Origin of the sequence: Acinetobacter boissieri, assembly GCF_900096955.1 — a bacterium.
Lineage (GTDB): Bacteria > Pseudomonadota > Gammaproteobacteria > Pseudomonadales > Moraxellaceae > Acinetobacter > Acinetobacter boissieri.
Genome location: NZ_FMYL01000014.1, coordinates 24,238 through 49,281 on the forward strand (window position 1 = coordinate 24,238; position 25,044 = coordinate 49,281).

At 37.2% G+C, this 25,044-nt stretch carries 20 protein-coding genes; 16 read left to right on the forward strand and 4 right to left on the reverse strand.

The window, feature by feature from the left end:
* From yidD to fic, 9 genes are all read left to right on the forward strand, one after another.
* Positions 1-324 (forward strand): membrane protein insertion efficiency factor YidD, encoded by a 324-nt coding sequence (yidD, locus tag BLS38_RS12040; RefSeq protein WP_092749937.1) that lies wholly within the window; start codon positions 1-3, stop codon positions 322-324.
* Between the two features lie 2 nt (positions 325-326).
* Positions 327-2,084, forward strand: a complete 1,758-nt coding sequence (yidC, locus tag BLS38_RS12045; RefSeq protein ID WP_092749939.1) for a membrane protein insertase YidC — start codon at positions 327-329, stop codon at positions 2,082-2,084.
* A gap of 90 nt (positions 2,085-2,174) precedes the next feature.
* Entirely contained in the window at positions 2,175-3,530 is a 1,356-nt protein-coding gene (gene mnmE / locus BLS38_RS12050) for a tRNA uridine-5-carboxymethylaminomethyl(34) synthesis GTPase MnmE (RefSeq protein ID WP_092749941.1), read from the forward strand.
* A gap of 238 nt (positions 3,531-3,768) precedes the next feature.
* The gene (locus BLS38_RS12055) at positions 3,769-5,019 is read left to right on the forward strand and encodes a tyrosine-type recombinase/integrase (protein WP_092749943.1); all 1,251 of its coding nucleotides are present in this window, start codon (positions 3,769-3,771) and stop codon (positions 5,017-5,019) included.
* A 565-nt stretch (positions 5,020-5,584) separates the two neighbouring features.
* A complete protein-coding gene (locus tag BLS38_RS12060; protein ID WP_092749945.1) occupies positions 5,585-5,821 on the forward strand; it encodes a helix-turn-helix transcriptional regulator in 237 nt (78 codons plus the stop codon).
* A 2-nt stretch (positions 5,822-5,823) separates the two neighbouring features.
* Entirely contained in the window at positions 5,824-6,039 is a 216-nt protein-coding gene (locus BLS38_RS12065) for a helix-turn-helix domain-containing protein (RefSeq protein WP_092749947.1), read from the forward strand.
* Positions 6,036-8,558 (forward strand): DUF927 domain-containing protein, encoded by a 2,523-nt coding sequence (locus BLS38_RS12070; RefSeq protein ID WP_092749949.1) that lies wholly within the window; start codon positions 6,036-6,038, stop codon positions 8,556-8,558. Before BLS38_RS12065 ends, BLS38_RS12070 begins: the two co-directional genes overlap by 4 nt.
* Before the next feature lie 405 nt (positions 8,559-8,963).
* Positions 8,964-9,983, forward strand: a complete 1,020-nt coding sequence (locus BLS38_RS12075) for a virulence RhuM family protein (protein WP_092749951.1) — start codon at positions 8,964-8,966, stop codon at positions 9,981-9,983.
* A 691-nt stretch (positions 9,984-10,674) separates the two neighbouring features.
* Positions 10,675-11,784, forward strand: a complete 1,110-nt coding sequence (gene fic, locus BLS38_RS12080; protein WP_092749953.1) for a protein adenylyltransferase Fic — start codon at positions 10,675-10,677, stop codon at positions 11,782-11,784.
* A 14-nt stretch (positions 11,785-11,798) separates the two neighbouring features.
* Here the strand turns inward: fic and BLS38_RS13030 are convergent, their stop codons facing one another.
* Entirely contained in the window at positions 11,799-11,966 is a 168-nt protein-coding gene (locus BLS38_RS13030) for a hypothetical protein (protein WP_171258589.1), read from the reverse strand.
* A gap of 307 nt (positions 11,967-12,273) precedes the next feature.
* On the opposite strand from BLS38_RS13030, the gene BLS38_RS12085 reads away from it, so the two are divergent.
* The 7 genes from BLS38_RS12085 to BLS38_RS12115 all read left to right on the forward strand — a co-directional run bounded on the left by BLS38_RS12085 (position 12,274) and on the right by BLS38_RS12115 (position 22,680).
* Positions 12,274-14,274 carry a type I restriction-modification system subunit M gene (locus tag BLS38_RS12085; protein WP_092749955.1) on the forward strand — a complete coding sequence of 667 codons (2,001 nt, stop codon included), beginning with the start codon at positions 12,274-12,276 and terminating at the stop codon, positions 14,272-14,274.
* Positions 14,275-14,276: 2 nt separating this feature from the next.
* Positions 14,277-15,593: a restriction endonuclease subunit S gene (locus tag BLS38_RS12090; protein ID WP_092749957.1), complete on the forward strand. Its 1,317-nt coding sequence runs from the start codon at positions 14,277-14,279 to the stop codon at positions 15,591-15,593.
* Between the two features lie 244 nt (positions 15,594-15,837).
* The gene (locus BLS38_RS12095; RefSeq protein ID WP_092749959.1) at positions 15,838-19,107 is read left to right on the forward strand and encodes a type I restriction endonuclease subunit R; all 3,270 of its coding nucleotides are present in this window, start codon (positions 15,838-15,840) and stop codon (positions 19,105-19,107) included.
* Between the two features lie 460 nt (positions 19,108-19,567).
* Entirely contained in the window at positions 19,568-19,798 is a 231-nt protein-coding gene (locus BLS38_RS12100) for a transposase (RefSeq protein WP_092749987.1), read from the forward strand.
* Between the two features lie 145 nt (positions 19,799-19,943).
* Positions 19,944-20,153 (forward strand): cold-shock protein, encoded by a 210-nt coding sequence (locus BLS38_RS12105; RefSeq protein WP_092749961.1) that lies wholly within the window; start codon positions 19,944-19,946, stop codon positions 20,151-20,153.
* A gap of 232 nt (positions 20,154-20,385) precedes the next feature.
* On the forward strand, positions 20,386-21,888 hold the full coding sequence (locus BLS38_RS12110) for a subtype B tannase (RefSeq protein WP_092749963.1): 1,503 nt from the start codon (positions 20,386-20,388) through the stop codon (positions 21,886-21,888).
* Between the two features lie 96 nt (positions 21,889-21,984).
* A complete protein-coding gene (locus BLS38_RS12115; RefSeq protein ID WP_092749965.1) occupies positions 21,985-22,680 on the forward strand; it encodes a DsbC family protein in 696 nt (231 codons plus the stop codon).
* A 12-nt stretch (positions 22,681-22,692) separates the two neighbouring features.
* Here BLS38_RS12115 and BLS38_RS12120 read toward each other — a convergent pair whose 3' ends face one another.
* From BLS38_RS12120 to guaD, 3 genes are all read right to left on the reverse strand, one after another.
* The gene (locus tag BLS38_RS12120; protein WP_092749967.1) at positions 22,693-22,944 is read right to left on the reverse strand and encodes a GlsB/YeaQ/YmgE family stress response membrane protein; all 252 of its coding nucleotides are present in this window, start codon (positions 22,942-22,944) and stop codon (positions 22,693-22,695) included.
* Positions 22,945-23,053: 109 nt separating this feature from the next.
* Positions 23,054-23,584 carry a hypoxanthine phosphoribosyltransferase gene (gene hpt / locus BLS38_RS12125; RefSeq protein WP_092749969.1) on the reverse strand — a complete coding sequence of 177 codons (531 nt, stop codon included), beginning with the start codon at positions 23,582-23,584 and terminating at the stop codon, positions 23,054-23,056.
* Positions 23,585-23,697: 113 nt separating this feature from the next.
* Positions 23,698-25,020, reverse strand: a complete 1,323-nt coding sequence (guaD, locus tag BLS38_RS12130; protein WP_425283488.1) for a guanine deaminase — start codon at positions 25,018-25,020, stop codon at positions 23,698-23,700.
* Positions 25,021-25,044: the final 24 nt, after the last annotated feature.

Sequence of the window (25,044 nt, forward strand, 5' to 3'; positions counted from 1 at the left end):
ATGGCGCGTATTTTACATTGGTTTATTCGTTTTTATCAGATCGTAATGAGTCCGCTTATTGGACCTAGATGTCGTTTTATTCCTACTTGTTCTCAATATGCAATCGAAGCATTAGCATCGCACGGTACTTTGCGTGGTGGTAAACTTTCGATCCAGAGGATCTGCCGTTGTCATCCATGGGGTGGTAGTGGCTATGATCCTGTGCCTTCGACCCATATTCGTTATATTTCGTTTCAGCAAATTCATTGTCAAGTGCATCACGTTGTCGTACCCTTTCGTGAGCATTTTATGTATCAACTCTACTTTAACCACTTGGGGTCATAGCTATGCAACAATGGGCGAGGTTTGCGATTATCGGGGCAATGTTAGTCACCGCATATCTACTCGTTTTGGCTTGGCAAAAAGACTATGGTCATGCAAACACAGCAACACCTAATACGGCCGCTGTTGTTTCTAATGATGTGTCAGCCGATTTGCCAAACAGCCAAAATACAGCAACTGTAACAACAGATGTGCCACAGGCAGTTAATACGGCTACTCAGCCTAGTGCTGAAACTAAAACAGCGAATAACCAAAAACTCATTACTGTACAAACTGATGTATATCGTTTGTGGATTAATCCAAAAGGTGGAGATATTGTACGCCTTGAACTATTAAGCCACGATTCAGCTAAAGGTAGCGATCAACCTTTTGTAATGTTAGAAAGCGATAAAAATCGTACCTATGTTGCACAGTCAGGTTTGATTGGTATTAATGGTCCAGACAGTAATGCAGCTGGTCGTCCACAGTTTGAAGTGGAAAAAGACAGTTACTCACTGAGTGATATGAAAGTAAACCCATCATCGAATGGGAAAGTATCACAAGTTTTAACAGTCCCTATGGTCTACAAAACACCGTCAGGCGTAGAAATTGTTAAAACGTATACCTTTACGCAAGGTCAATATCCAATTTTAGTCGATTATAAAATTATTAACCGTAGTCAACAAAACTGGCAAGGTCAATTTTTTGGTCAAATAAAAAGAGATGACTCCGTTGATCCGGGTAAAACAAGTCAAGGTATTTTCCAACTCGGTACATATTTAGGTGGTGCTTGGGGTACACCAAGCGAGCATTATAATAAGTTAAAATTTAGTAACTTTAATGATGAAAAACTTAACCAAAAAGCAGAAGGTGGTTGGGTTGCTGTTGTACAACATTATTTTGTAAGTGCTTGGATTCCTGGTACATTAAAACTTACTCAAGCTGAAGGTAAGCCATATACAGCAGACTTACAATCTCGTAAGTCAGCAGACCAAATGAATATTATTGGTTTCACTTCTCCTGTGATTAATGTACCTGTAGGTACATCTATGGAAGTGAATGCAACATTCTACTCTGGCCCTAAAATTCAATCTGAGTTAAAAGATTTAGCAGCTGGTTTAAACCAAACAGTCGATTACGGTTGGTTATGGCCAATTGCAAAACTCTTATTTTTAGGGTTAGAGACGTTCCATAAATTTGTTGGAAACTGGGGTTGGTCAATCATTTTACTTACAGTCGTCGTAAAAATGATTTTGTGGCCATTGTCTGCAAAAAGCTATCGTTCTATGGCAAAAATGCGTGCGATTGCACCTGAAATGCAACGTATGAAAGAAGAGTTTGGCGAAGACCGCATGCGTTTTTCTCAAGAAATGATGGCACTTTATAAACGTGAAGGTGTAAATCCACTTGCGGGTTGTTTACCATTATTTTTACAAATGCCAATTTTCTTAGCATTGTATTGGGTGCTGATGGAAAGCGTGGAATTGCGTCATGCACCGTGGTTAGGTTGGATTCAAGACTTATCGGCAATGGATCCTTGGTTTATTTTACCTTTAATCATGGGTGTGACTATGTATGTTCAGCAAACACTGAACCCACAGCCAAATGATCCAATGCAAGCCAAAGTATTTCGTTTAATGCCAATTATCTTTACGGTGTTTATGTTGTTTTTCCCAGCAGGCTTAGTACTTTACTGGATTGTAAACAACAGTATTACCATTTTACAGCAATGGTTTATTGCAAAAAGTGTGAAAAAGCAACGTGAGCAAACGGTAGAAAATTAAGCGCTTCTACTTGGTTTAGCTGAATGAATCCGCCTAAGATGATATGCTTAGGCGGATTTTTTACGATTAAAGATGTGAAAGGCGAAGAATATGAATCATCAAACGACAATTGCTGCTATTGCTACTCCACCTGGTCGTGGCGGAGTTGGGGTGATTCGTTTATCTGGACCTAAAGCATATGGTATTGCAGCGCAACTATCACAGCAAACACTGCCCCGTAATCGTATGGCGGCTTTTCGAAAGTTCTATGATGCTCAAGGGCAAATTTTAGATGAGGGTTTGCTGATTTGCTTTGCCCTCCCCCATTCATTTACTGGTGAAGATGTTGTTGAATTGCAAGGCCATGGTGGCCCAGTCATCCAAAATGCTTTACTACAACGTGTATTAGAGCTTGGAGCGACTTCTGCTAAGGCCGGCGAATTTTCTATGCGTGCATTTGAAAATGGCAAAATGGATTTAGTACAGGCTGAAGCAATCGCAGATTTAATTGATGCCACATCAACAGCTGCAGCACGTTCAGCAGTGCGTTCACTACAAGGCACATTTTCAGCAAAGATTAATCAGGTATTAGAGCAACTGATTCACTTACGCTTACATGTTGAAGCTGCTATAGATTTTCCCGAAGAGGAAATTGATTTCTTAGCAGATGGAAAAATTTTAAACTTGCTAGAAGGTGTACAAGATGCTGTCACAGCAGTACAACGTTCGGCGAAGCAAGGCCAATTATTACGTGAGGGCTTACAGGTTGTGATTGCAGGTAGACCCAATGCAGGTAAGTCGAGCTTACTTAATGCATTGGCAGGTCATGAACGTGCAATTGTGACCGATATCGCAGGTACTACGCGCGATATTTTACATGAAAAAATTGTTTTAAATGGGCTACCTATCACGTTGACAGATACAGCAGGTCTACGAGAAACTGTAGATGTGGTTGAAAAAGAAGGTATTCGCCGTGCGGTAAAAGAAATTAATCAAGCTGATTTATTATTATTGGTCTATGACTTAAATGAAAATGATGACCCACTTGCCCTCGCACAACATTATTTTAAAGAAGCCCAAGGCCCTAAACGACTTATTCTTGTGGGCAACAAAGCAGATCTTGCACAGCAAACATCATTACTGACAGATTATCAAGGCTACAGACATGTGAGTCTCTCCGCAAAAGAGCAGACAGGCATTGAGGCATTGGTTGATGTGATGACTACACATGCAGGTTTTCAGCCTGAAGAAGATAGTTTTATTGCCAGAACACGCCATTTAGATGCGATGAGACGTACACAAGCATATTTAGCTGATGCTCATGAACAACTCATAGATTATTCGGCTGGTGAGTTGGTTGCAGAGTCTTTACGGTTAGCTCAAAATGCATTGGGTGAAATTACGGGTGATTTCAGTGCAGATGACCTTTTGGGTAAAATATTTGGTTCATTTTGTATTGGAAAGTAATTTAATTTCTTAGCGTTATTCAAGGAGTTCTAAAGAGTTCCAGTGATAATATAAATTGCATTAAGTTATAGTAACTTAGTGCTTTTTTTATGTCTATTTATATTCAGTAGTTTCTAAGGAGTTCAATTAGTGCTATGCTTTTTTTAGTTGCAATGAAGTTGCATAGATATATTTTTTTATAAAATATTAAATGCAACTAAAATATTTTTTTCATATAAATGATTAAACTAAAGAGACTATGCCAGTAGATAACGGTTATACATTCGGAACGCCTAGAGAAATAGACGCTTTAAAACCAAAAGAGAAGCGATATATGGCTAAGGATAAGCTTAATAATGGGCTATTTCTTGATATAAAGCCGAATGGGCGTAAGGTATGGGTTTATCGCTATACGTTTAATCGTAAACAAGAGCGTTTAACAATAGGTAACTATCCTGACTTATCTTTAAAAGATGCAAGAGAAATCCGCAACGAGAATGCAACTAAAATTGCGAAAGGCATCTCACCACAACACGAAAAGAAAAAAACTAATAATGGCTACTCTAAATCTATTTTATTTGTTGAATACGGCGAACGCTACTACAACGATGTGATTAAAAAAGATCGAAAGAACCCTAAGAATATGTTTATGTATCTACATAACGATATATTCCCAATGATTGGTCACTTGCCGATAAAAGAAATCAAGATTGAACAGATACGTGACACAATATGGCGTAAGAAAGATCAGGGTTATGATGCTTCTGCTAATCAGGTAAAGGGATTGCTTAAGCGAATGTTTGATTATGCTGTGACGTTGGGTTTAGTTGATTTTAACCCAGTACTAGCCATTCCGACACGCCATGTATTTAAGGCAAGATCAAGAGAGCGTTACTTGTCTACTGGTGAGATACGAACGTTCTACACTACCCTTTTTAACTCAAGAATATACCGACCACGAAAGCTAGGCATATTACTGTCATTGTTAACACTACTTAGAAAGTCTGAACTGCTACGTGCAAAATGGGAGCATATCGACTTTGAAAAGGGAGAGTGGTTAGTACCTGAGACGAAGGCAGACAGCAAGACAGGCTATAGCCGTGAGATGGTCGTATACTTATCGGATCAAATCATTGAAATACTGAATGAGCTAAAGACGATTGCAGGCAATGAGCCGTATGTATTTGTGGGTCGGCAACGTGGAACACACATCAGCCATAATGCTTTTAATACAGCTCAAAAAAGTGCTTTGGCTTTGACAGATATACCACCGTTTACGATTCACGACCTTAGACGCACAGCAAGCACACATTTAAATGAGCAAGGCTTTAATGCTGATGCCATAGAGAAATGCCTTAACCATGTAATGACTGGTGTTCGAGGGATATATAACAAATCTGAGTACAGAAAGGAGCGTATGGAACTTATGCAAAAGTGGAGTGATTTTATATTTAGTGTAATTTTTGAGCCAAACGTAGTGTTTTTTAATGATTACATGAAAAAAAATTGAATTAATCAAATAATTTATTAGTCATTTGGTGGAAATAGCGATGTATGTGTGTAAAATAAAAGTTCAAAGAGTATTAATTCATTCCTTTAGTTCTAGTTGGTTCTGAGGAGTGTTTTTAGTATTCAAGAAAAAAGACCAAGCACGCCAATGCTTGATCTTTTCGTTTGGCATTGGTAGCGAGAACTATCAGTGCCTATATTTTAAATCTGCCGTGACAGGCACAAAACTAAGAAGGACTTAGAGATGTAAAAACAGATTAAAATACGATTATTTGTATTAGGTTAAAATACGGCTATTTGTATTTAGTTGTCATCTTAATACAAATAATGCAGTGGTGTAAACAGCTTATTGTTATTTGCAGTCAGTTTTTAAGGCTGATGACTAACAATATGCTGATCTGTGCTCAATAGTTCCAACTTATTCATGTTGTTGCTAAGGGGTATTTAAGTCTGTTTACTCTGACTTAAATAGTTTTACGCTCGCTATCTTTGATCTGTTTATTATATGTATCTCATATTCTCTTACCTATTTTGTGTCTAGGCATTTCCAAAAGGAAAATGTTTAGATGAATCTATCTAAAGAACAGCAACAAGAAAATAGACGTCTTATCCGTTGTAAAGAAGTCCAAAACAAAACTGGTTTAGCCCCATCATCTATCTATGCCATGATGAAAAAGGGCGAGTTTCCACTATGTTTAAGCCTATCTGAACGCCGTGTAGCTTGGCTTGAATCTGATATAGACGATTGGATAAATGAGCGTATCGCAAAACATAAAGCCTCTACTGCAACAGTGGCGGTTTAGGTATGAAACAAACCCACCAAAACCAAGTATTAACCTATCTCAAAGACGGTAAGACAATCAGTCAAGCTGAAGCCATTTACCATTTTAACTGTTATTCCCTGACGAGTGTAATCAGTCGACTACGTAAAAGTGGTTATGAGGTTACTACTCATTATGAAAGTAATATTAATAATAGAGGAATGCACGCACGTTACAAATTGAAAGTGGTGGAAGCATGAATAGCAAACCTCAATTAGGCAACACGCAGACAAAAGAAAGCCCACTTAAAAAAGTGAGCAATCAGAAGCCAGTCCCAACTAGCCATAGCGATATTATAGCTCAATCTGAGGTACTAAAACCACACGATAACGCCTATTTAGAGCATGATTTAGTTGTACGTTTTGGCAGTCCTAAACAACCCATTTATGTTATGGACGACATCTCAATTAGCAAAGAGGGTGACGACCCAAGCAAAGATAAAAAGTACACCACCCCCCTATTATTGCCGATTGTGGACGGTTCACTACAGCAGATACAAACCTCAATTTTGAGTTTTAATCAAACTGTATGTATTTACCCTGACAATGGTATAGCAAAGGGCTTTGCATATTTTGGTGAAATGGTAAAAGACCAACCAGTCATTATCACTCACCACCTTGAGCCATTTTTTAAAGTGGCTAGCACTGGTTATGCTGTGGTTTTGGTGTTGCTTCCTAACGTATCAAAACCTTTTACTTATGACGCATTGAGTGGCTATGATCTAAAACAAGTTGAATTTGTGGTGAATCAACTGAGCAAAGCAGGCTACACGGCGTTATACATGCCTACACGCCCCGAACATATCAAAGCTGATGGATATGTGCAGTTAGAACAAAACACGGCTGTGAGGTTGTTAAATCAATACACGCAAGTGGGTAACATGCCTGACCTTGCCTGTACTGATGATACTGGAGAGGCTAAAGCATTTCTTGATGAAGCGATACACCTTTTAAAACCCATAGACGTACTGCCAAAAGGACACCTTGCAAAACCGTTTAAAATGGACAATAACGCATGTGTGCATATCTTAGATAGTGGCTTGTACCTGATTAAAGAAACCACAGACGCAGACGGCGAAACCAAACAAACAAAAACCTTTATATCATCGCCAGTAACTATACTGGGGGAGGCTCGGAACAAGTGCAACGACCATTGGAAGCGTGTTGTCCAATTCCGTGATAAAGACAATTACATGCATACCTTACTTATCCCTTATGAGCACATCATGGGGGAAGCACAAGACGCATTAAGAATTATCGCCAATCATGGGCTCATGCCTCCAAGACAGGTCAGTAAAAAGAATGTGTTTATGAATTATATTCAAGATTACCCAATAGAAAAGCGTTTTAGATGTGTGGTTAAAACAGGTTGGTACGATGATGCCTACGTTACAGCCCATAAGACCTACGGCAACACAGAGGGCGAAGACTTATTATTTAGTAATGATAGAAACGACCCATACAGCACACAAGGTACATTTGCAGGGTGGCAACAACTGAGCCAACTCATAGAGCCTCATGCACTGGCGGTACTGTCATTCTCATGTGCATTTGCAGGGCAACTAGTCGCACCGCTTCATATAGAAAGTGGTGGATTTCACATATACGGTTCATCTACTGACGGTAAAAGTACCATCACAAAAGCATCGTGCAGTATATGGGGCAGTCCTAAAACGGTATCTAAATCATGGCGTACCACAGACAACGCCCTAGAGGCTGAGGCAGAAATCAGAAACGACAACTTTTTAAATCTTGATGAATTACGCCAAGCCGTGCCTAAAGCGGTATCAGATATTATCTATATGCTCAGTGGTGGAGATGGTAAAGCACGAGCCAATAGATCGGGTAAAAACAAGGAGGTTAAAACCTTTAATTTAACGTACTGCTCAACAGGTGAAGTGATGCTTGAGGAGCATTTAAGACGAGGCGGATTGGAGCTCGATGCGGGGCTATTAATCCGTTTTGCACAGCTTCCAAGTGATGCAGGGCATGACTACGGCGTATTTGAAACGATTAACTACGGCACACGCCCTCAAGACGTTGCTAACCGTATAAACGAGCTTGCAAGCCGACACTATGGACATGCAGGGGTAAAGTGGCTCACTTATCTAACCCAAGACAAAGACAGCATAATGGAACGAGCAAAGGGCTTGCTAGAGGGCTTTATTAAGCAATACTCACCTAAGACCACCAACGGACAGACAAGCCGTGTACTGCGCCGTTTTGCATTGGTCGCAGTCGCAGGGGAGCTAGCAACCCAAGCAGACATTACAGGGTGGCAACGTGGGCGAGCCTTTGACGCTGTCGGACAGTGTTTTAATACATGGCTAAATAGTTTTGGTGATGGTAGTAATTTGGAGGAAACCAAAATACTAGAACACTTCAAGGCGTTTATTGAATCTCACGGATCAAGTCGTTTCGAGAGCTTAATTGTGATTAGACACGCAGACGGCGAAGTTGTCCGCCCTCGTATTCATAACCAAGTTGGCTATTATGACCCTGACGAAAAAACATACCTTGTATCATCGACCTTGTTTAAAAAAGAAATGTGTTTAGGTATCAATGAAGCTAACGCTAAAAAGGTGCTTAAAAAGAATGGGTGGATAGATTGTGACAATGGGCGTTATGACAAGCGTGTAGGTCGTTCAAAGTTACCAAGTGGAGAGCGTCCCGCAATGCTTCATTTTAATGAAAGAGTAATACAGAACTCGGAGATATAAAGAATATTAATTGTGACCACTGTGACCGCTTGTATATTTATTATAGTAACTTATTGTTATATATATATATAGTGGTCACAGTTTTATTAATTAAGGCTGAATTACGACTGTGACCGCATTGTGACCACTGTGACCGTTTTAAGGTGGTCACAATTATTATGAGGTCTATTTTTATGGTTTGTGACCACTTTTACTGAAATAAGTATATATAAATTAGTATCTTACAAAGGTGGTCACAATGGTCACAGTGGTCACACTCAAAATGACACGGTTTGGGTGCTTAGAGGTGATAACAGGTCAAGAGTGAGTTTTTAGGTGGTATGGGTATATATGATTGGCTGAACAAGTTCAAAGTGTTTATATTTAACTAAATATTTTTTTAAAAATTTAATAAATGAGGGGCTTATGTCTGATATAAAAACTAGCGAATTTCTTTTATATGTTTCTGAGGATGGAGAGCTAAAAATTGATGTTCGATTATTAGATGAAACGGTTTGGCTTACTCAAAAACAAATGGCTGAGATGTTTCAGAAAAATGTTAGTACTATTAATGAACATATTAAAAATGTCTTTGATGAGGGGGAACTTGATCAAAATTCAACTATTCGGAATTTCCGAATAGTTCAACAGGAGGGTGGTAGAAGTATCGAACGAGAAGTACAGCACTATAATTTAGATGTGATTATTTCTGTTGGTTATCGGGTTAAATCTAATCGTGGTACACAGTTCCGTATATGGGCAACTAAAGTGCTACGTGAGTATATTGTTAAAGGTTTTGCAATGGATGATGCAAGACTTAAAAATGGTGGAAATAACCAATATTTTGATGAATTACTTGCACGTATTCGTGATATCAGAGCGTCAGAAAAGCTTTTTTATCAAAAGGTACTGGAAATATATGCAACTAGTATAGATTATGACCCTAAAGAGGCAGAGTCACAGAAATTTTTTCAAACTGTTCAAAATAAAATGCACTGGGCAGCACATGGACATACAGCAGCAGAAGTAGTTTTTAGTCGTGTAGATGGTACAAAGCCAAACATGGGAATGACAAGTTTTTCTGGTGATGGGCATCCAAAATCTAAAGACATTGCAGTAGCCAAAAATTATCTGCAAGAAAAAGAAATTGATGTTTTAAATCGCTTAGTGAGTATGTATTTGGATTTTGCAGAGCTACAGGCACTCAATGGTACATCAATGTATATGAAGGATTGGGTAGCTAAGCTAGATAAGTTTTTAGTAGCTTCTGATCGAGAGCTTTTGACACATGCTGGAAAAATCTCAAAATTGGAAGCGAAGCAGAAAGCACAGTTAGAATATGCTGTGTATAAAAAGCAATATATCGACTATCAAACTCCCGTAGAAAAGCATTTTCAAGAAGCGATTAAAGATGTTGTAAAAATTGCTAAGCAAAGAAAAAAATAACATAAAGCCTCATCATGTATGGGGCTTTAAAATATCTAGTTTTCCCTAGTTCTAACACTTAGTACCATTTAAAAGTCATGTTTAGTCATGGCGTTTTGTATAACTACGTATAACAAGAAATAGGTGTTTAATAGAAATAAATTGTTTTGACATTTTCTTTGATATTTATTTGTTTATTTATTCATCAAAACGATATTAAGCCATTGCTTTATAATGATAATAAATTGACATTTCTTGTGACATTTTGGGGTTAAATATGCCATTTCTAACGTGTTCAAAAAGTCGGTATAGGTATGGTGGAAATGACCATGTCCCCATTTTAAAGTTCAGGTTTTCTCAGGTTTTGACACTTCAAAAGGTTAAGTTTTATTAAGTCGGAGCAGTCTTTAAATAACAAGTTTTGACAGGTTCTAAAAGTTGGGTTTTGTGGGGTTCTAATATGAGTTTTTATGAGTACAGCGTAAATTTTCGTTCTACTGAGTATATAAGCCCTACTCATGTTTATATTTCATGGTTTTATCGACACGTTAAGTATTTCATGTTTACACCATCGCCATATCAAGCCCCTCATGTCGATATTTTGCCTTTTTATCGACATGACATAGGTAACATGTTTATAGTATCGACATATAGTTATACTCATGTCGAAGTTTTGCCCTTTTATCGACATGACCATATTTAGGTGTTTGAGATGAATCAATGGCAAGCCGAGCAACCATATAACCAACTGCCACAGCTACCACCTGAGCAAGACATAGAAACAAAGGTAGTTTTAAAGGCATGTATCACGGCGAATAAAGCCCTTGCCGAGCTAAAACAGGCAGGTGAGTTAATACCAAATCAAAATATGCTCATTAATATCATTCCGTTGCTTGAGGCTAAAGATAGCTCAGAGATTGAAAACATTGTCACCACCACAGACAAGTTATTTCAACATGCACAAGGCAATGATGATACTGCCGACCACTCAACCAAAGAAGCCCTACGCTACCGTACTGCATTGTATAAAGGCGTACAGTCAATTAAAGAACGCCCATTGTCTACAGGTACAGCGATAGAGATATGCCAAACACTTAAAGGTGTGGATTTAGGCATTAGATCGACAACAGGCACAGCATTAAAAAATAGCTACACTGGTGAAGTGATTTATACGCCACCAGTCGGTGAGGACAACATAAGAGGGCTATTGTCTAATTGGGAGAAGTTTATTCACTACAACGATGACTTAGACCCTTTAGTTAAATTGGCAGTATCACATTATCAGTTTGAAGCAATACACCCATTTATAGATGGTAACGGACGTACAGGGCGTGTACTCAATGTATTGTATTTGATGGGTGAAAACCTTTTGAGCTTGCCTATACTTTACCTGAGCCGTTTTATTATTCATAACAAGGCAAAGTATTATGAGCTATTGCTTAATGTGACCAAACAGGGTGATTGGGAATCATGGATATTATTCATATTACAAGCCATTAAAGTCACCAGTGAGTGGACACTTGCCAAGATTAATGGCATTAAACAGCTACATGAGCATACAGTGGAGTATGTTAAAGCCAATGCTGAGAAAATATATACAAGAGAGCTTGTAGACCTCATATTCGAGCAACCCTATAGCCGTATTAGCAATGTGGTAGACAAAGGCATAGCTAAACGTCAATCAGCATCAAACTACCTCAAGAAGCTCGCAGAAATAGGCGTACTGGAGGAAATGACAGTAGGTAAAGAAAAGTTATTTATCCACCCTAAACTATTGGCTTTATTACAAGATGAAAGCCATAGCTTCATGCCTTATGAGTAGTTATCTACATCACTTCAATCACAATCTATATCAAAAATACGTAGTGTTGTATGAGTCGCACCAAAATATGTGCCTTCATCTACATCTAAAACAAGCCATTCCTCACACTGAGTACATTGAAAGGGTTTTGTGTCTTCGTAATCCTCAATCGTTACGCCGTGTTCGCAGTTTGGACAAATCATACTAAACCTCGTGAGTTGTTTTAAAGCATATAAAGATCACATAACAGCATTAAATAATGATGAAGTGCCTTGAAAAATTACACTGCAACTATTGCAGTGTTTTTAAAGCATTTTGCAGTCATTTTTGCACAGTTTTATTTTTGTTTTAAATCGTTGTTTCATAAAATATATCATTGCAAAAATTTGCAGTCATATAAATCAATCTTCATTTGTGAACTTGCGGTCTTTTTTGCATTAAATGGCTATTGCTTGAAAGGCTTTTATAAATTGCATACTATGCGGTCATTGTAAATTTAGGTTAATAGAAATGGCTTCTGCACCAAACAATACAGAATCAACACTTGCAAGTTTTATTTGGAAAAATGCAGATGATTTAAGAGGTGATTTTGCCCATACAGATTTTGGTAAGATTATTTTACCATTTACAGTTTTACGGCGTTTAGAGTGTGTACTTGAATCTACAAAAGATGCTGTATTAAGCACATATCAACAGCTTGAATATCAAGATATGGGTGTGAATGATATTTTGTGTGATATCAGTGGCTACCCTTTTTATAATAAGTCGACATATAACCTTTCAAACTTAGGCGGAACAAAAACAAAAGCCAACCTAGAAGATTATATTGCGAATTTTTCTGAAAATGTGCGTGTTATTTTTGAGCAGTTTGACTTTAGCAATACCATTAGCAAATTGGCAAAAGCAGATCTGTTATACCTTATTTGTAATAACTTTAATGCAATAGACTTGCATCCAAATGTTGTTCCCGACCGAACCATGAGTAATGTGTATGAGCATCTGATTGCCCGTTTTGGTGCTGAAGTGGGTACGGGGTCTGAGGACTTTATGACCCCTAGAGATATTGTTCACTTGGCAGCTACACTATTGATTGAACCTGATAATGCTTTATTTGAGCAAACACAGGGTTTGGTTCGCAATATTTATGACCAAACCTGCGGTACATCAGGCTTTTTAACCGATATGATGAATTATATAGATGGTTTAAAAGATCGTTATAAAGTTGCCCCTGCCCTTATTCCCTTTGGTCAAGAAATACAGCCCGAAACTCATGCGGTTGCTTTGGGTAGCATGTTACTTAAAAAACTAGAATCAGACCCTAGCCGTGATTTATCACAAAATATTAAATTGGGTAGTACGTTAAGCAATGACCAATATATGGGCAAGCGATTTCACTACCAGTGTTCTAACCCACCGTTTGGTATGTCTTGGGCAAAAGATGCTAAATTTGTACAAAAAGAACATAACGAAGGGAAAAGTGGTCGTTTCGGTGCAGGGTTACCAAAATCTAGCGATGGTTCAATGTTGTTTTTACAAAACCTGATTTCTAAATTAGAGCTTCCTGAAAATGGCGGTGGTCGAGGTGCAATCGTGCTGTCAGGCTCACCATTGTTTAATGGTGGTGCAGGTTCGGGCGAATCTGAAATACGCCGTTTTATTTTAGAGAATGATTACCTAGAAGCGATTGTGGCTTTACCAACAGATATTTTCTTTCGTACAGGTATTGGTACGTATATTTGGCTCATTTCAAACCGTAAGACAGAAGAACGTAAAAATAAGGTGCAATTAATAGATGCCACAGCAATGGGAGCATCTATGCGGAAAAATGAAGGCAATAAGCGTAAATTTGTCGACCAAAAAGCGATAGATGAAATCACCCGTATTTATGCAGATTTTACCGAGTCTGCTGTGAGCAAGATTTTTGACTATACCGACTTTGGCTACCGTAGAGTACGTGTGCTACGCCCTTTGCGTATGTATATAGACTTTAATGAATTCAACATAAATAAGTTTCAGTCTTTAAAAGAATATTGGAAATTACCAACAGAAGGGCAAGAAGAGCTACTAGCGTATGTAGAAGCATTTGCAGGGCAAGAAAAGAGCTTTACATGGTTTAATGAAGAATTTTTACCAAATTTTCCTTTAAAGAAAATGAGTAAATCACTTCTTTTAACACTAGTTGATATATTTGGTGTAGAAAAAGAAGATGCAGATATTGTATATATCAATGATGAAATACAAGCAAAAAAAGAACTAACTGATTATGAAAACATTCCATTAAACCAAGATATATATGAATACATGGAAAAAGAGGTTTTACCTCATGCCCATGATGCCTTTATTGATGAAAAATACACTGATGCACAAGACGGCGATATAGGCGTTGTGGGTTATGAAATTAACTTTAACCGTTATTTTTATGTGTTTGAACCACCACGTCACCCAAATGAAATTATGGCGGAAATTAAACTGCTTTCGGCAGAAGTCGCACAGCTATTGGGTGAGGTGTAAACATGAATTTTAAGCCTTATCCGAGTTATAAAAATAGTAGTATTAATTGGTTAGGAGATATTCCTGAGCACTGGCAAAAGGTTAGAACTAAAGATATTTTTAATTATCGAAAAGAAGAAGCACTTGAAAATGATGAAATTATTACTGCATTTAGAGATGGTCAGGTAACACTACGTAAAAATAGACGTAGCGATGGGTTCACTAACTCTATTAAAGAACATGGTTATCAACATATCTATAACGGTGATTTAGTTATTCATGAAATGGATGCATTTGCAGGAGCTATTGGTGTATCTGATTCAAGTGGTAAATCCACTCCTGTTTACACAGTTTGCTATTCAAAAGATCAAAATTCAAATCATCATTTTTATTCTCACTTTTTTCGAACAATGGCTAAAATAGGTTTTATTAATAGTTTAGCCAAAGGGATTCGTGTTCGATCTACTGAATTTAGATGGAATGAATCAAAGAATGTCTACTTAGCTTTCCCCCCTAAAATCGAACAGCATAAAATTGTTTCTTTCCTCGACCAAGAAACCACAAAAATTGACAAACTGATTGCCAAGCAAGAACAACTGATAGAGCTATTAGAAGAACAGCGTAAATCTGTTATTTCGCACGCCGTGACCAAAGGTTTAGACCCTAATGTAGCTATGAAAGATAGTGGTGTGGAGTGGTTAGGGGAAGTGCCTGAAAGTTGGTTTACACCTTCAATAAAGCACATATTAGAAATTTCTATTACGGATGGACCACATGAAACCCCTGAATTTGTAGATGAGGGTATTCCCTTCATCTCAGCAGAGGCTATTTCTAAAGGAAAAATAAATTTTGAAAAAAAGCGTGGCTATATTACAAAAGAGCTAAATGCAATTTATAGTAAAAAATACTCCCCTAAACTTAATGATATCTATATGGTTAAATCAGGAGCAACAACGGGGAAAGTGGCTTTGGTAGAAACTACAGATATATTTAATATATGGTCACCTTTAGCAGTATTTAGATGCCATAAAAATAAAATCCTTCCTAAATTTTTATTTTTAGTTTTTAACTCAAGTCACTTTTATGATGCTTTAGTATTAAACTGGAGTTATGGAACTCAACAAAATATTGGGATGGGTGTTTTATCAAATATAGAAATACCACTTCCTAGCCTAAATGAACAATCTACAATTATTAACTATTTAGACCAAGAAAACCAAAAAATGGATATATTGGTTTCCAAACAAAAAGCCTTAATCGAAAAACTCAAAGAATATAGAGCCTCCGTCATCTCTCATGCAGTTACAGGTAAAATAGATGTACGGGAATGGGTCGCATGAATTTTACACTAAATTGTAAATCTAGCTTTACTTTAATCGCACACGCTTGCATGATTATAACCAACATACCTGCCATGCCTATGTTCAAGCTTGCTTGTTCACGCACAAATCGGCAGGTTTTTTTTGCCTAAAAATATGGGTCATGTGTTGCAAATTTAGTCAGCACATGACGGTCTAAACTAGAGTACCTATACCCATTTTTGCAGAAAGCATTGCAACAAAGCTAAAAAATAAGGACATAAAATTGAGCATTTTTTCAGACAAAGCACATTATGAAAGTCACTTAGAACGCTATATTGTAGATAAACTTGAGGCACAAGGGTGGCTTGTTGGTCAGAGCAAAAACTACAATACAGAATATGCACTCTACCCGACCGACTTAATACAGTGGATTAAAACCACTCAGCCTGAAAAGTGGGAAAAGCTATATGCACTGAATGCCGATAATACAGAAAAACGCATACTCGACCGTTTAGACACAGAGCTCAATAAAAAAGGCATGATCCACATTTTTAGACATGGCTTTCAAATTGCAGGTGCAGGTACAATAGAGCTCAGTGAAAGTGCTCCTGAAGATCAACGTAACCCAACAGTTATAGCAAACTACGAAGCGAATATTTTACGTGTTGTACCACAGTTAAAATATAACCCAACACGAGAGTTCGCAATAGACTTGGTTTTCTTTATAAACGGTTTGCCAATGGCAACTGTAGAAATAAAAACAGAGTTTAACCAGTCCTTAGAACATGCCATTCAGCAATACAAAAATGACCGCAAGCCAATAGATCCGAAAAGCAAACGTAAAGAGCCTTTACTACTGCCTAAAAGAGGTGCAGTGGTTCACTTTGCACTGTCTGAGTCAGAAATTGCCATGACAACGGCGTTAGATGGTGAAAATACGTATTTCCTACCCTTTAATAAGGGCAATAATGGACATGCAGGGAACCCACCTGCCAATTTAAACTTAGGTGAAGATTACCCTATTGCCTATTTTTGGGATACCGTGTGTCAAAAAGATAACTGGCTTAAAATATTTCATCACTTTGTTTACATAGAAAAGAAAAGCAAAGTTGACTTATATGGAAGATGGACAGAACAACAAAGAGTCATTTTTCCAAGATACCACCAGTTTGATGCCGTAAATAAAATCATTGCTGATGTAAAACAAAATGGCACAGGTTTAAACTACCTATGTGAGCACAGTGCAGGCTCGGGAAAAACATCGACCATTTCATGGATATGCCATTCGCTCATTCGTTTACGACATCATAACGGCGAACCATTTTATAATTCAATTATTGTGGTGACAGACAGAACCGTACTCGATGACCAGTTACAAGAAGCGATTCAGCAATTAGACCATCAAAAAGGATTAATTGCAGCGATTAACCGTAATGACAAAGAGCACTCAGGAAAGTCTAAAAGTAAACAATTAGAAGAAGCACTACTTTCAAATAAACAAATTATTATTGTCACGATTCAAACATTTCCGCATGTAATGGAAGCCATACTCACCAATACCAGTCTAAGTGATCTAAAATACGGTATTGTGATTGACGAAGCACATACATCACAGACAGGTGCAACGGCGTCAAAACTACAAGCAACGCTTGCTTTACAGTCAGGTACTGAAATGGAAAACCTGACCATTGAGGAGTTACTTGAGAAAATTCAGCAATCAAGAGAACAATCTAAAAATATAAGCCACTTTGCATTTACAGCAACGCCAAAACACTCCACAAAAATGCTTTTTGGACGGACTAAAAATAACTTGCCTGCCACAAGCGATAATTTGCCACAATCATTCCACCTATACTCACAACGCCAAGCCATAGAGGAAGGTTTTATCTTAGATGTACTCAAAGGCTATGTGCCCTATAAGACGGCGTTTAAACTTGTTGGAGATGACATAAAAAGCCAAGATCGTGTAGAAGCAAAAACAGCAAAAAAAGCGTTAGCACGTTGGATGACACTCCATGCCACGAATGTGACACAAAAAGTTAAATTTATTATCGAACACTTTCATCATAATGTTGTTCACCTACTCAATGGTCAAGCCAAAGCAATGATTGTGACCAGTTCACGACCTGCGGCGGCACGCTATAAACTCGCATTAGATAAATATATTGATGAGCACCCTGAATATAGCCAATATCGTGTGCTTATTGCCTTCTCAGGGAAAATGACAGGTCATCAGATCAAACATGAAGTTGATGAAACGGTTGGTGGTGGTAAAATATTTAATGTAAGTAATGATGCTGAGTTTACTGAAGCAAATATGAATGTAGACATTCCAAGCTCAGATTTACGTATTACTTTTGACCGACCTGAGTATCGCTTAATGGTGGTTGCCAATAAGTTTCAAACAGGCTTTGACCAACCTAAGCTATGTGCAATGTATTTAGATAAAGTGATTGCCAATGAGGTTGAGGTAGTACAAACTCTTTCTCGCTTAAACCGTACAACGACAGGTAAAGATCAGACGTTTATTATTGATTTTGTGAATGACCCCAAATGGGTTTTGCAGTGCTTTCAAAAGTATGACAACGGTGCTGAAATTTTTGATGTACAAGACCCAAATGCGGTTTACACCATTAAAGATAATATTGAAGCATTGAATCTGATTATTGAGTCTGACTTAGAACAGTTTAAGAAAGCACGATTTGAAACAGCACTGAGTATTGCTAAAGATCAATTTGAAGAACAAAGCCACCCAACACTCTTTAAAGCAACAGATCGCATTGTGAGGTCATTTAATGAAGCACTTAAAAAGCTTCAAAATGAAATGGCGACACAACTAGAAAAAAGTAAACAGGCACAGCAAGACGGAAATAAAGACGGTATTCAAAAAGCTGACTTTGAGATTGAAAAAATAGATATAGAACAACAAAAGCTACTACGTTTTAAAGGTGATTTATCTAAATTTACTCGTATTTACTTTTATGTTGCTCAACTGATTAATTTAGGTGACCCTGAGCTAGAAAACTTTGCTGCATTTGCGAAACTTGTAGCAAAGCGACTTAATGGTATCTCTGCTAAAGAAATTGACCTATCAGGCTTGGTATTAACGGGTTATAGTCTGCAAAAGAAAAACTTTAAAGATGATGAAACCGAAGACACGGAAGCAGAACCACTTCAACCTATTCAAGGTGGTGGCGGTGGTGAAGTCAGCCCTAAAAAAAGAGCCTATTTAAAAGAAATTATCGAACTCATTTCTCAAGCCTTTGGTGATATATCTACTTATGAAGAACAGGCAATATATGTTAATCATTTGGCAACCATATTGCGTAAAAATGAAATTGTCATGGCACAAGTTGAAAACAATAAAGAAGAACTTGCTTTACAAGGTAATCTTCCTTCAGCAACCAAGAAAGCCATCATTCAAGCCTTATCTTCACATAAAGACTTATCTACATTGTTATTAAGAAACGATACTCAATCACTAGAAAGTGTGACGAAAGTACTTTACAAGCTTCTGAGAACAGGCGATGACGTTGATACTAGGCTAATGTAGTCTTATTATGTATATTTGATACCCCTATATTTATAGGGGTATGTAATCTAATAAATTGTTTTAATTCGGGTTGTTTGCAGAAAAAATGATTTACAATAATTTTTTTCATCATGTAATACGTAAGCAGCAGCTCTAAATATTATTTTAACCTTGTTGAATTAGTTGCATTTTAGTTGCAATTATTCTTTTTTAAAATTAAGTATTTGTTTTAATTATAATAGGTTTTTTTAATTACATTCTGTATTGGAAAGTGAATAAAAGGATTTTTCGATAATACATATTGAATTTATTGCTTAACCTTTATGTAAAGTCGATTGCTTTTATTTCATTTAGTCTATATTGTATTTGATATTGAACACCGACAGTGATTCAAAATAAACACGCGTATTTGTTTTAGAAATTGAAAGATTTTAAACAGTATTTTATGGTTACGAAAAATAGCACACTTCTTAAAATGTGCATGAATTGGTATAAATTGGAAAAAATTGTAAATCGCATAGCTATCGCAATAAATGGCGAAGAAATCCATGTAAAGATTATTCCCCATCAAAAACGTCAAAACACTTCTACAGGTTTTATGCAGGTAGAAGTTGGAAAGAAGATTCTCTTAGAATCAGGCCAAGAAATAGACTTGAACTTAGATGGAAAAAGTTTTTACACTGCATTTAATCAAATGTATAGATTAATTTAATTTGCTAATACAGTCTTAAGACTGTATTCTACCCACTAGAATTTGGTTTTTCATTATAATTATTACGCAGTCTTTAATATAAAATTTCTACGTCTAATTTGAGATTTCAATATTCTGGTATTTTTACTAGGAAGAGGACATACACATGTCAAATGTACAAAACGGCGTTGTTAAATGGTTTAATGACACTAAAGGCTTTGGTTTTATTCAAGCAGAAGATGGTCAAGACGTATTTGCTCACTTCAAAAACATTAAATCAGAAGGTTTCAAAAGCTTAACTGAAGGTCAACGCGTACAGTTTACTGTAACTCAAGGCCAAAAAGGTTTACAAGCTGAAGATATCCGTCCGCTTTAATATATTTTAATAAAATATATCGAGTCTATTCGCTGAATGCGAGTAGACTTTTTTTATGATTAAAACAATGGTACTTTATAATTTTATTGAAAAATCAACGTAGCCTGAGAGGCTATTGTAAAAATAATTACGTAGAAAATAAGTACAAATATTACGAATAATGTTGCAAATCCACATATAGCAAAGCACCTTCAGCTAATATATTTATTATAAAATCATAAAAGAGTACATCATGAAATATCAAACCATTGCATTGATTATTGCTTGTAGCTTATCTACAGCAGTTATTGCATCAGCACCAAGAGAAAAGAGCTACTCACTCCAATTCGATGCTAAAAACTATAAAATTGAAGAGTTAGATATTAATGGCCAATCGTTAAAAGTACGTGCTTATACCAATATTGTTTACGTAAAACATCCAGTAGATACGAAGTATGAAGTCATGAATATTTATATCCCAGACGCATATTTTAATCATCAGCAAATCAATGGATTTGATGCTACAAATGCGCCAATTTTCTTCCCAAATGAAGTCGGTGGATACATGCCTGCCGAGCCTGCAACATTGGTTGGGAGAAAAATGGGTGGTCGTAATCCAACAGAGCAAAACAAAGTCGCAGGTATTAGTAGTACACCAAGTACAGCAGCATATGCACTGTACCAAGGCTATGTGGTTGCTTCAGCAGGTGCGCGTGGTCGTACTGCAACAACAGGTAAAGCACCTGCAGCAATTGTTGATTTAAAAGCTGCTGTTCGCTATTTAAAGTACAATGATAAAAATATGCCAGGCGATGCCAATAAGATTATTTCTAATGGTACTAGCGCAGGTGGTGCAATGTCAGCCCTACTTGGTGCAACAGGTGATGCTAAAGATTATATGCCTTATCTGAAAAAGCTTGGTGCAGCCAATACCAGCGATCGTATTTTTGCAGTGTCTGCTTATTGCCCAATTACTAATTTAGATCATGCAGACATGGCTTATGAGTGGCAATTAAATGGTATTCATGACTATAAAAAAATAAATATAAGTATGTTGGACTATAAAGTTGAACGTAAAGAAACAGCCGGTGTGCTGAGTCAAGAGCAAATTCGTGTGTCTAATGATTTAAAAGCTCAATTTCCAAACTATGTAAATCAGCTCAGTTTAGTTTCACCGCAAAAACAGCCATTACATCTGACTCAAGATGGCAGTGGTACATTTAAAGACCTGATTAAGCAATACCTGATTAAATCAGCACAAACTGCAATTGATCAGGGGCAAGATCTATCTCAATACACATGGATTAAAAAAGATGGTCAGCATGTGACAGATTTGAACTACGATGACTATTTGGTATACCTACAACGTATGAAAACACCGCCAGCCTTTGATGCACTTGACATATCATCAGGAGAAAACCAAGAGTTTGGCACAGAAAAAATAGATAAACAGCACTTTACTACCTATGGTTTTCAACATAGTACAGCTCAAGGTACACTTGCTGATCCAAAAATTATTAAAATGATGAACCCTATGCCTTATATTGGGCAAAAAAACGTTCATACCAGTGAATACTGGAGAATTCGTCATGGTGCATATGACAAAGACACTAGTCTTGCGATACCTGTCATTTTAGCAACTAAATTACAAAATACAGGATCAAATGTTGATTTTGCTTTACCTTGGGGGAAACCACACAGTGGTGATTATGATTTAGCAGAATTATTTGCTTGGATTAATAAAATCAGTAGATAAATTTGATGTAATTTGCAAAAGCAGTATGATTTTTTACACAGATCATGCTGTATTTGCATTATGCTCAAAACTTTATAAGTAGAAATGGTTGATCTCATGCGCCAGTTATTTTTATGTGTTGTTGCTGTTCTTTGCCAAAGTGTTTTTGCAGATGTACAAAGCCTTAAACAAAGAATAAGTTTACAATATCCAAAATTGGCTTTGACTGATCTGATGACTACACCTATCGATCATCTTTATAGCGCACGACTTGATGGCCAGGTGGTTTATCTCGATGAAAGTGGCGAGTATTTATTTACAGGTGCTATTTTACGTTTAAAAGATCAAAAAAATATCACACAAGAGCTATTACAAAACAAAGCTTCTAATTTATGGGCTACTTTACCATTGCAAGATGCTATACCAATTGTGAAAGGTACAGGACAACATAAGATCGCGGTGTTTTCAGATCCAAATTGTCCATATTGCCAGCAACTTGAACGTGAATTAAGCAGATTAAATGACGTAACAATCTATATTTTTATGTACCCACTCAGACCACAATCGGAAAAACTGACTAAACAAGTGTGGTGTAGTCCTAACTCATCGTATGCTTGGCAAAAGCTGATGCAACAAGGCATTAACCCTGTCGCATCTTTGAATTGTCAAAATCCTATAGAACGCAACTTAGCATTGGGCCAACGACTTGGTTTTAATGGAACCCCGAGTATTGTTTTTGCCAATGGAGAAAGCAATATAGGGTTCCTTTCAGCAGACCAAATTCAAAGCTTTTGGCGACAACATGGTTTATAGAGATTGGTTAAGTTAACTTTCTTTAGTAAAAAAGTTATATGCAACCAATACTAAAATTGCACCTACGACAGAGGCAACAAAGCCTGCTGATGAGTTTTCACCATAAATATGTAGAAAACGTCCTGCATAGGTTGCAACAAAAGAACCTAAAATACCTAAGCCGGCAGTGACAAAAAATCCCGCTTTGTCTTCACCAGGATACAGTGCGCGTGCAATTAAACCTGCAAAAAAACCAATTAATATTGTTACTATAATGTGCCACATATTTTTAACTCCAAGTTCATTCTTCTAATTATTTTCATATTAGCAAAGTTGTAACTACAGACCGTGCAAATTTTGAGACAGTCTGTATTGTTTTTGTGCCAGAGGTAATTTATAGACCAATTTCACCAATAAATGGTATGTGACGATACTTTTGGTTGTAGTCAAGGCCATAGCCCACAATAAAACGGTCTTCGACTTCAAAACCTAAAAAACGTACATCAAGTTCAATTTCACGGCGTGAAGGCTTACTTACTAAAGTGCACAATTCAATTGAATTTGGGTTGCGAGTTTTGAGCATTTCCATGACTTTACTCAGTGTTCTGCCTGAGTCAATAATGTCTTCAACAACAATCACATCTTTGCCTTCAATATCACCATCTAAATCTTTTAAGATTTTAACATCACGTGTAGATACAGTACTGGTACCACCATAGCTAGATACGGTCATAAAGTCTAATTCATGTGGTTTTTCAATCGCACGACACAGGTCAGCCATAAAAATTACCGAACCACGCAGTAGGCCAATTAAGACAAGCTCTTTGTTGCTGTTGGCATAAAATTGGTTGATTGCTGCACCAAGCTGTTTTACTTTCGCTTGAATGTCATCAGCAGAAATCATCACGTTCATTTGAACAGTCATTGCATAAACCCTATGTACGAATAAAAAAGGTGTTGCCTTGCAACACCTAAACAGTCAACGATAGTTTAAAACAAAATGAATCTTGATGCATCTGTAGATTCAAATTTGCCTATTTATGTCGTAAGACTTGATGAGTAAACCTTTTGACCATTCACGTATGTAGCCACAATATTGCGGTCATCCCCTAAAGTAAACAAAGCAAATAAGTGATCTTCAATTGTACTTGCATGGCTTTGACGCAACTGCTGTAATGGTGTTGCATTTAAATCAATCACAATAAAATCAGCTTCTTTACCTACGTTGAAGTTACCCAAACAATCCTCTAAATCTAAAGATTTTGCTCCACCAAGTGTTGCGTGATAAAACGCCTCAAATGCTGAAAGCGTGTCGCCTTGTAACTGCTGTACTTTATAAGCTTCGCCAAGAGTTTGTAGCTGTGAAAAAGACGTCCCCGCACCGACATCTGTGCCTAAACCAACTTTAACGCCATGTTGCCATGCTTTACGTAATGGAAATAAACCACTACCTAAAAATAAATTGGAAGTAGGACAAAAAGCAATTGCAGAGTCTGTGTCATGCATACATTTCCATTCATCTTCATTTAAATGTACACAATGTGCAAAAACAGAACGTTCACCTGTTAAACCATATTGATGGTATACATCTAAATAGCCCGCATGATGTGGAAATAGTGACTTTACCCACGCAATCTCATCTTTATTTTCACTTAAATGTGTATGCACATACACGCTTGGAAATTCTTGTTTTAATTGACCGGCCAATGACAATTGCGCATCGGTTGATGTTGGTGCAAAACGTGGGGTGATGGCATATAAAGCACGGCCTTTTTCATGCCACTTTTCAATCAGTTGTTTAGACTCTGTATAACTAGATTGTGCTGTATCACATAATGTTTCAGGTGCATGGCGGTCCATCATGACTTTACCTGCAATCAAACGCATATTTTTACTGGCAGCAACTTCAAATAAAGCATCTACAGATTCAGGGTGAACTGTGCAAAAAACCAATGCTGTAGTCGTACCATTTTTAAGTAGTTCATTGACAAAAAATGAGGCAATTTGATCTGCGTACGCTTTGTCTTTAAATTTAATTTCTGTAGGGAATGTATAATTATTCAGCCAGCTGAGTAGTTGTTCACCATAAGCTCCCATCATTTCAGTTTGAGGGAAGTGAATATGTGTATCAATAAAGCCCGGGGTAATCAGTTGGTCGGGGTAATGTGCTACGGCAACGCCATCAAGTAATTTAGGGTCGACATCAGCCCATGCACCAAACCAAACAATTTTTCCTGCGTTAGAGAGTAATAGCCCATCTTCAATATAACGAATGTGTGAAGCAATGTCTTCAGGTTGAGAAGCTGTATGCTGAATATCTAAAAAACGGCCACGAACCGCTTGTGTGTCTGCATTATGCATAGACATAAAAGTAACCTACAATCT

Coding starts and splice junctions, on each gene's coding strand:
- yidD (WP_092749937.1), top strand. CDS start 1: ATGGCGCGTATTTTACATTGGTTTATTCGTTTTTATCAGATCGTAATG.
- yidC (WP_092749939.1), top strand. CDS start 327: ATGCAACAATGGGCGAGGTTTGCGATTATCGGGGCAATGTTAGTCACC.
- mnmE (WP_092749941.1), top strand. CDS start 2,175: ATGAATCATCAAACGACAATTGCTGCTATTGCTACTCCACCTGGTCGT.
- BLS38_RS12055 (WP_092749943.1), top strand. CDS start 3,769: ATGCCAGTAGATAACGGTTATACATTCGGAACGCCTAGAGAAATAGAC.
- BLS38_RS12060 (WP_092749945.1), top strand. CDS start 5,585: ATGAATCTATCTAAAGAACAGCAACAAGAAAATAGACGTCTTATCCGT.
- BLS38_RS12065 (WP_092749947.1), top strand. CDS start 5,824: ATGAAACAAACCCACCAAAACCAAGTATTAACCTATCTCAAAGACGGT.
- BLS38_RS12070 (WP_092749949.1), top strand. CDS start 6,036: ATGAATAGCAAACCTCAATTAGGCAACACGCAGACAAAAGAAAGCCCA.
- BLS38_RS12075 (WP_092749951.1), top strand. CDS start 8,964: ATGTCTGATATAAAAACTAGCGAATTTCTTTTATATGTTTCTGAGGAT.
- fic (WP_092749953.1), top strand. CDS start 10,675: ATGAATCAATGGCAAGCCGAGCAACCATATAACCAACTGCCACAGCTA.
- BLS38_RS13030 (WP_171258589.1), bottom strand. CDS start 11,966: ATGATTTGTCCAAACTGCGAACACGGCGTAACGATTGAGGATTACGAA.
- BLS38_RS12085 (WP_092749955.1), top strand. CDS start 12,274: ATGGCTTCTGCACCAAACAATACAGAATCAACACTTGCAAGTTTTATT.
- BLS38_RS12090 (WP_092749957.1), top strand. CDS start 14,277: ATGAATTTTAAGCCTTATCCGAGTTATAAAAATAGTAGTATTAATTGG.
- BLS38_RS12100 (WP_092749987.1), top strand. CDS start 19,568: ATGAATTGGTATAAATTGGAAAAAATTGTAAATCGCATAGCTATCGCA.
- BLS38_RS12105 (WP_092749961.1), top strand. CDS start 19,944: ATGTCAAATGTACAAAACGGCGTTGTTAAATGGTTTAATGACACTAAA.
- BLS38_RS12110 (WP_092749963.1), top strand. CDS start 20,386: ATGAAATATCAAACCATTGCATTGATTATTGCTTGTAGCTTATCTACA.
- BLS38_RS12115 (WP_092749965.1), top strand. CDS start 21,985: ATGCGCCAGTTATTTTTATGTGTTGTTGCTGTTCTTTGCCAAAGTGTT.
- BLS38_RS12120 (WP_092749967.1), bottom strand. CDS start 22,944: ATGTGGCACATTATAGTAACAATATTAATTGGTTTTTTTGCAGGTTTA.
- hpt (WP_092749969.1), bottom strand. CDS start 23,584: ATGACTGTTCAAATGAACGTGATGATTTCTGCTGATGACATTCAAGCG.
- guaD (WP_425283488.1), bottom strand. CDS start 25,020: ATGCATAATGCAGACACACAAGCGGTTCGTGGCCGTTTTTTAGATATT.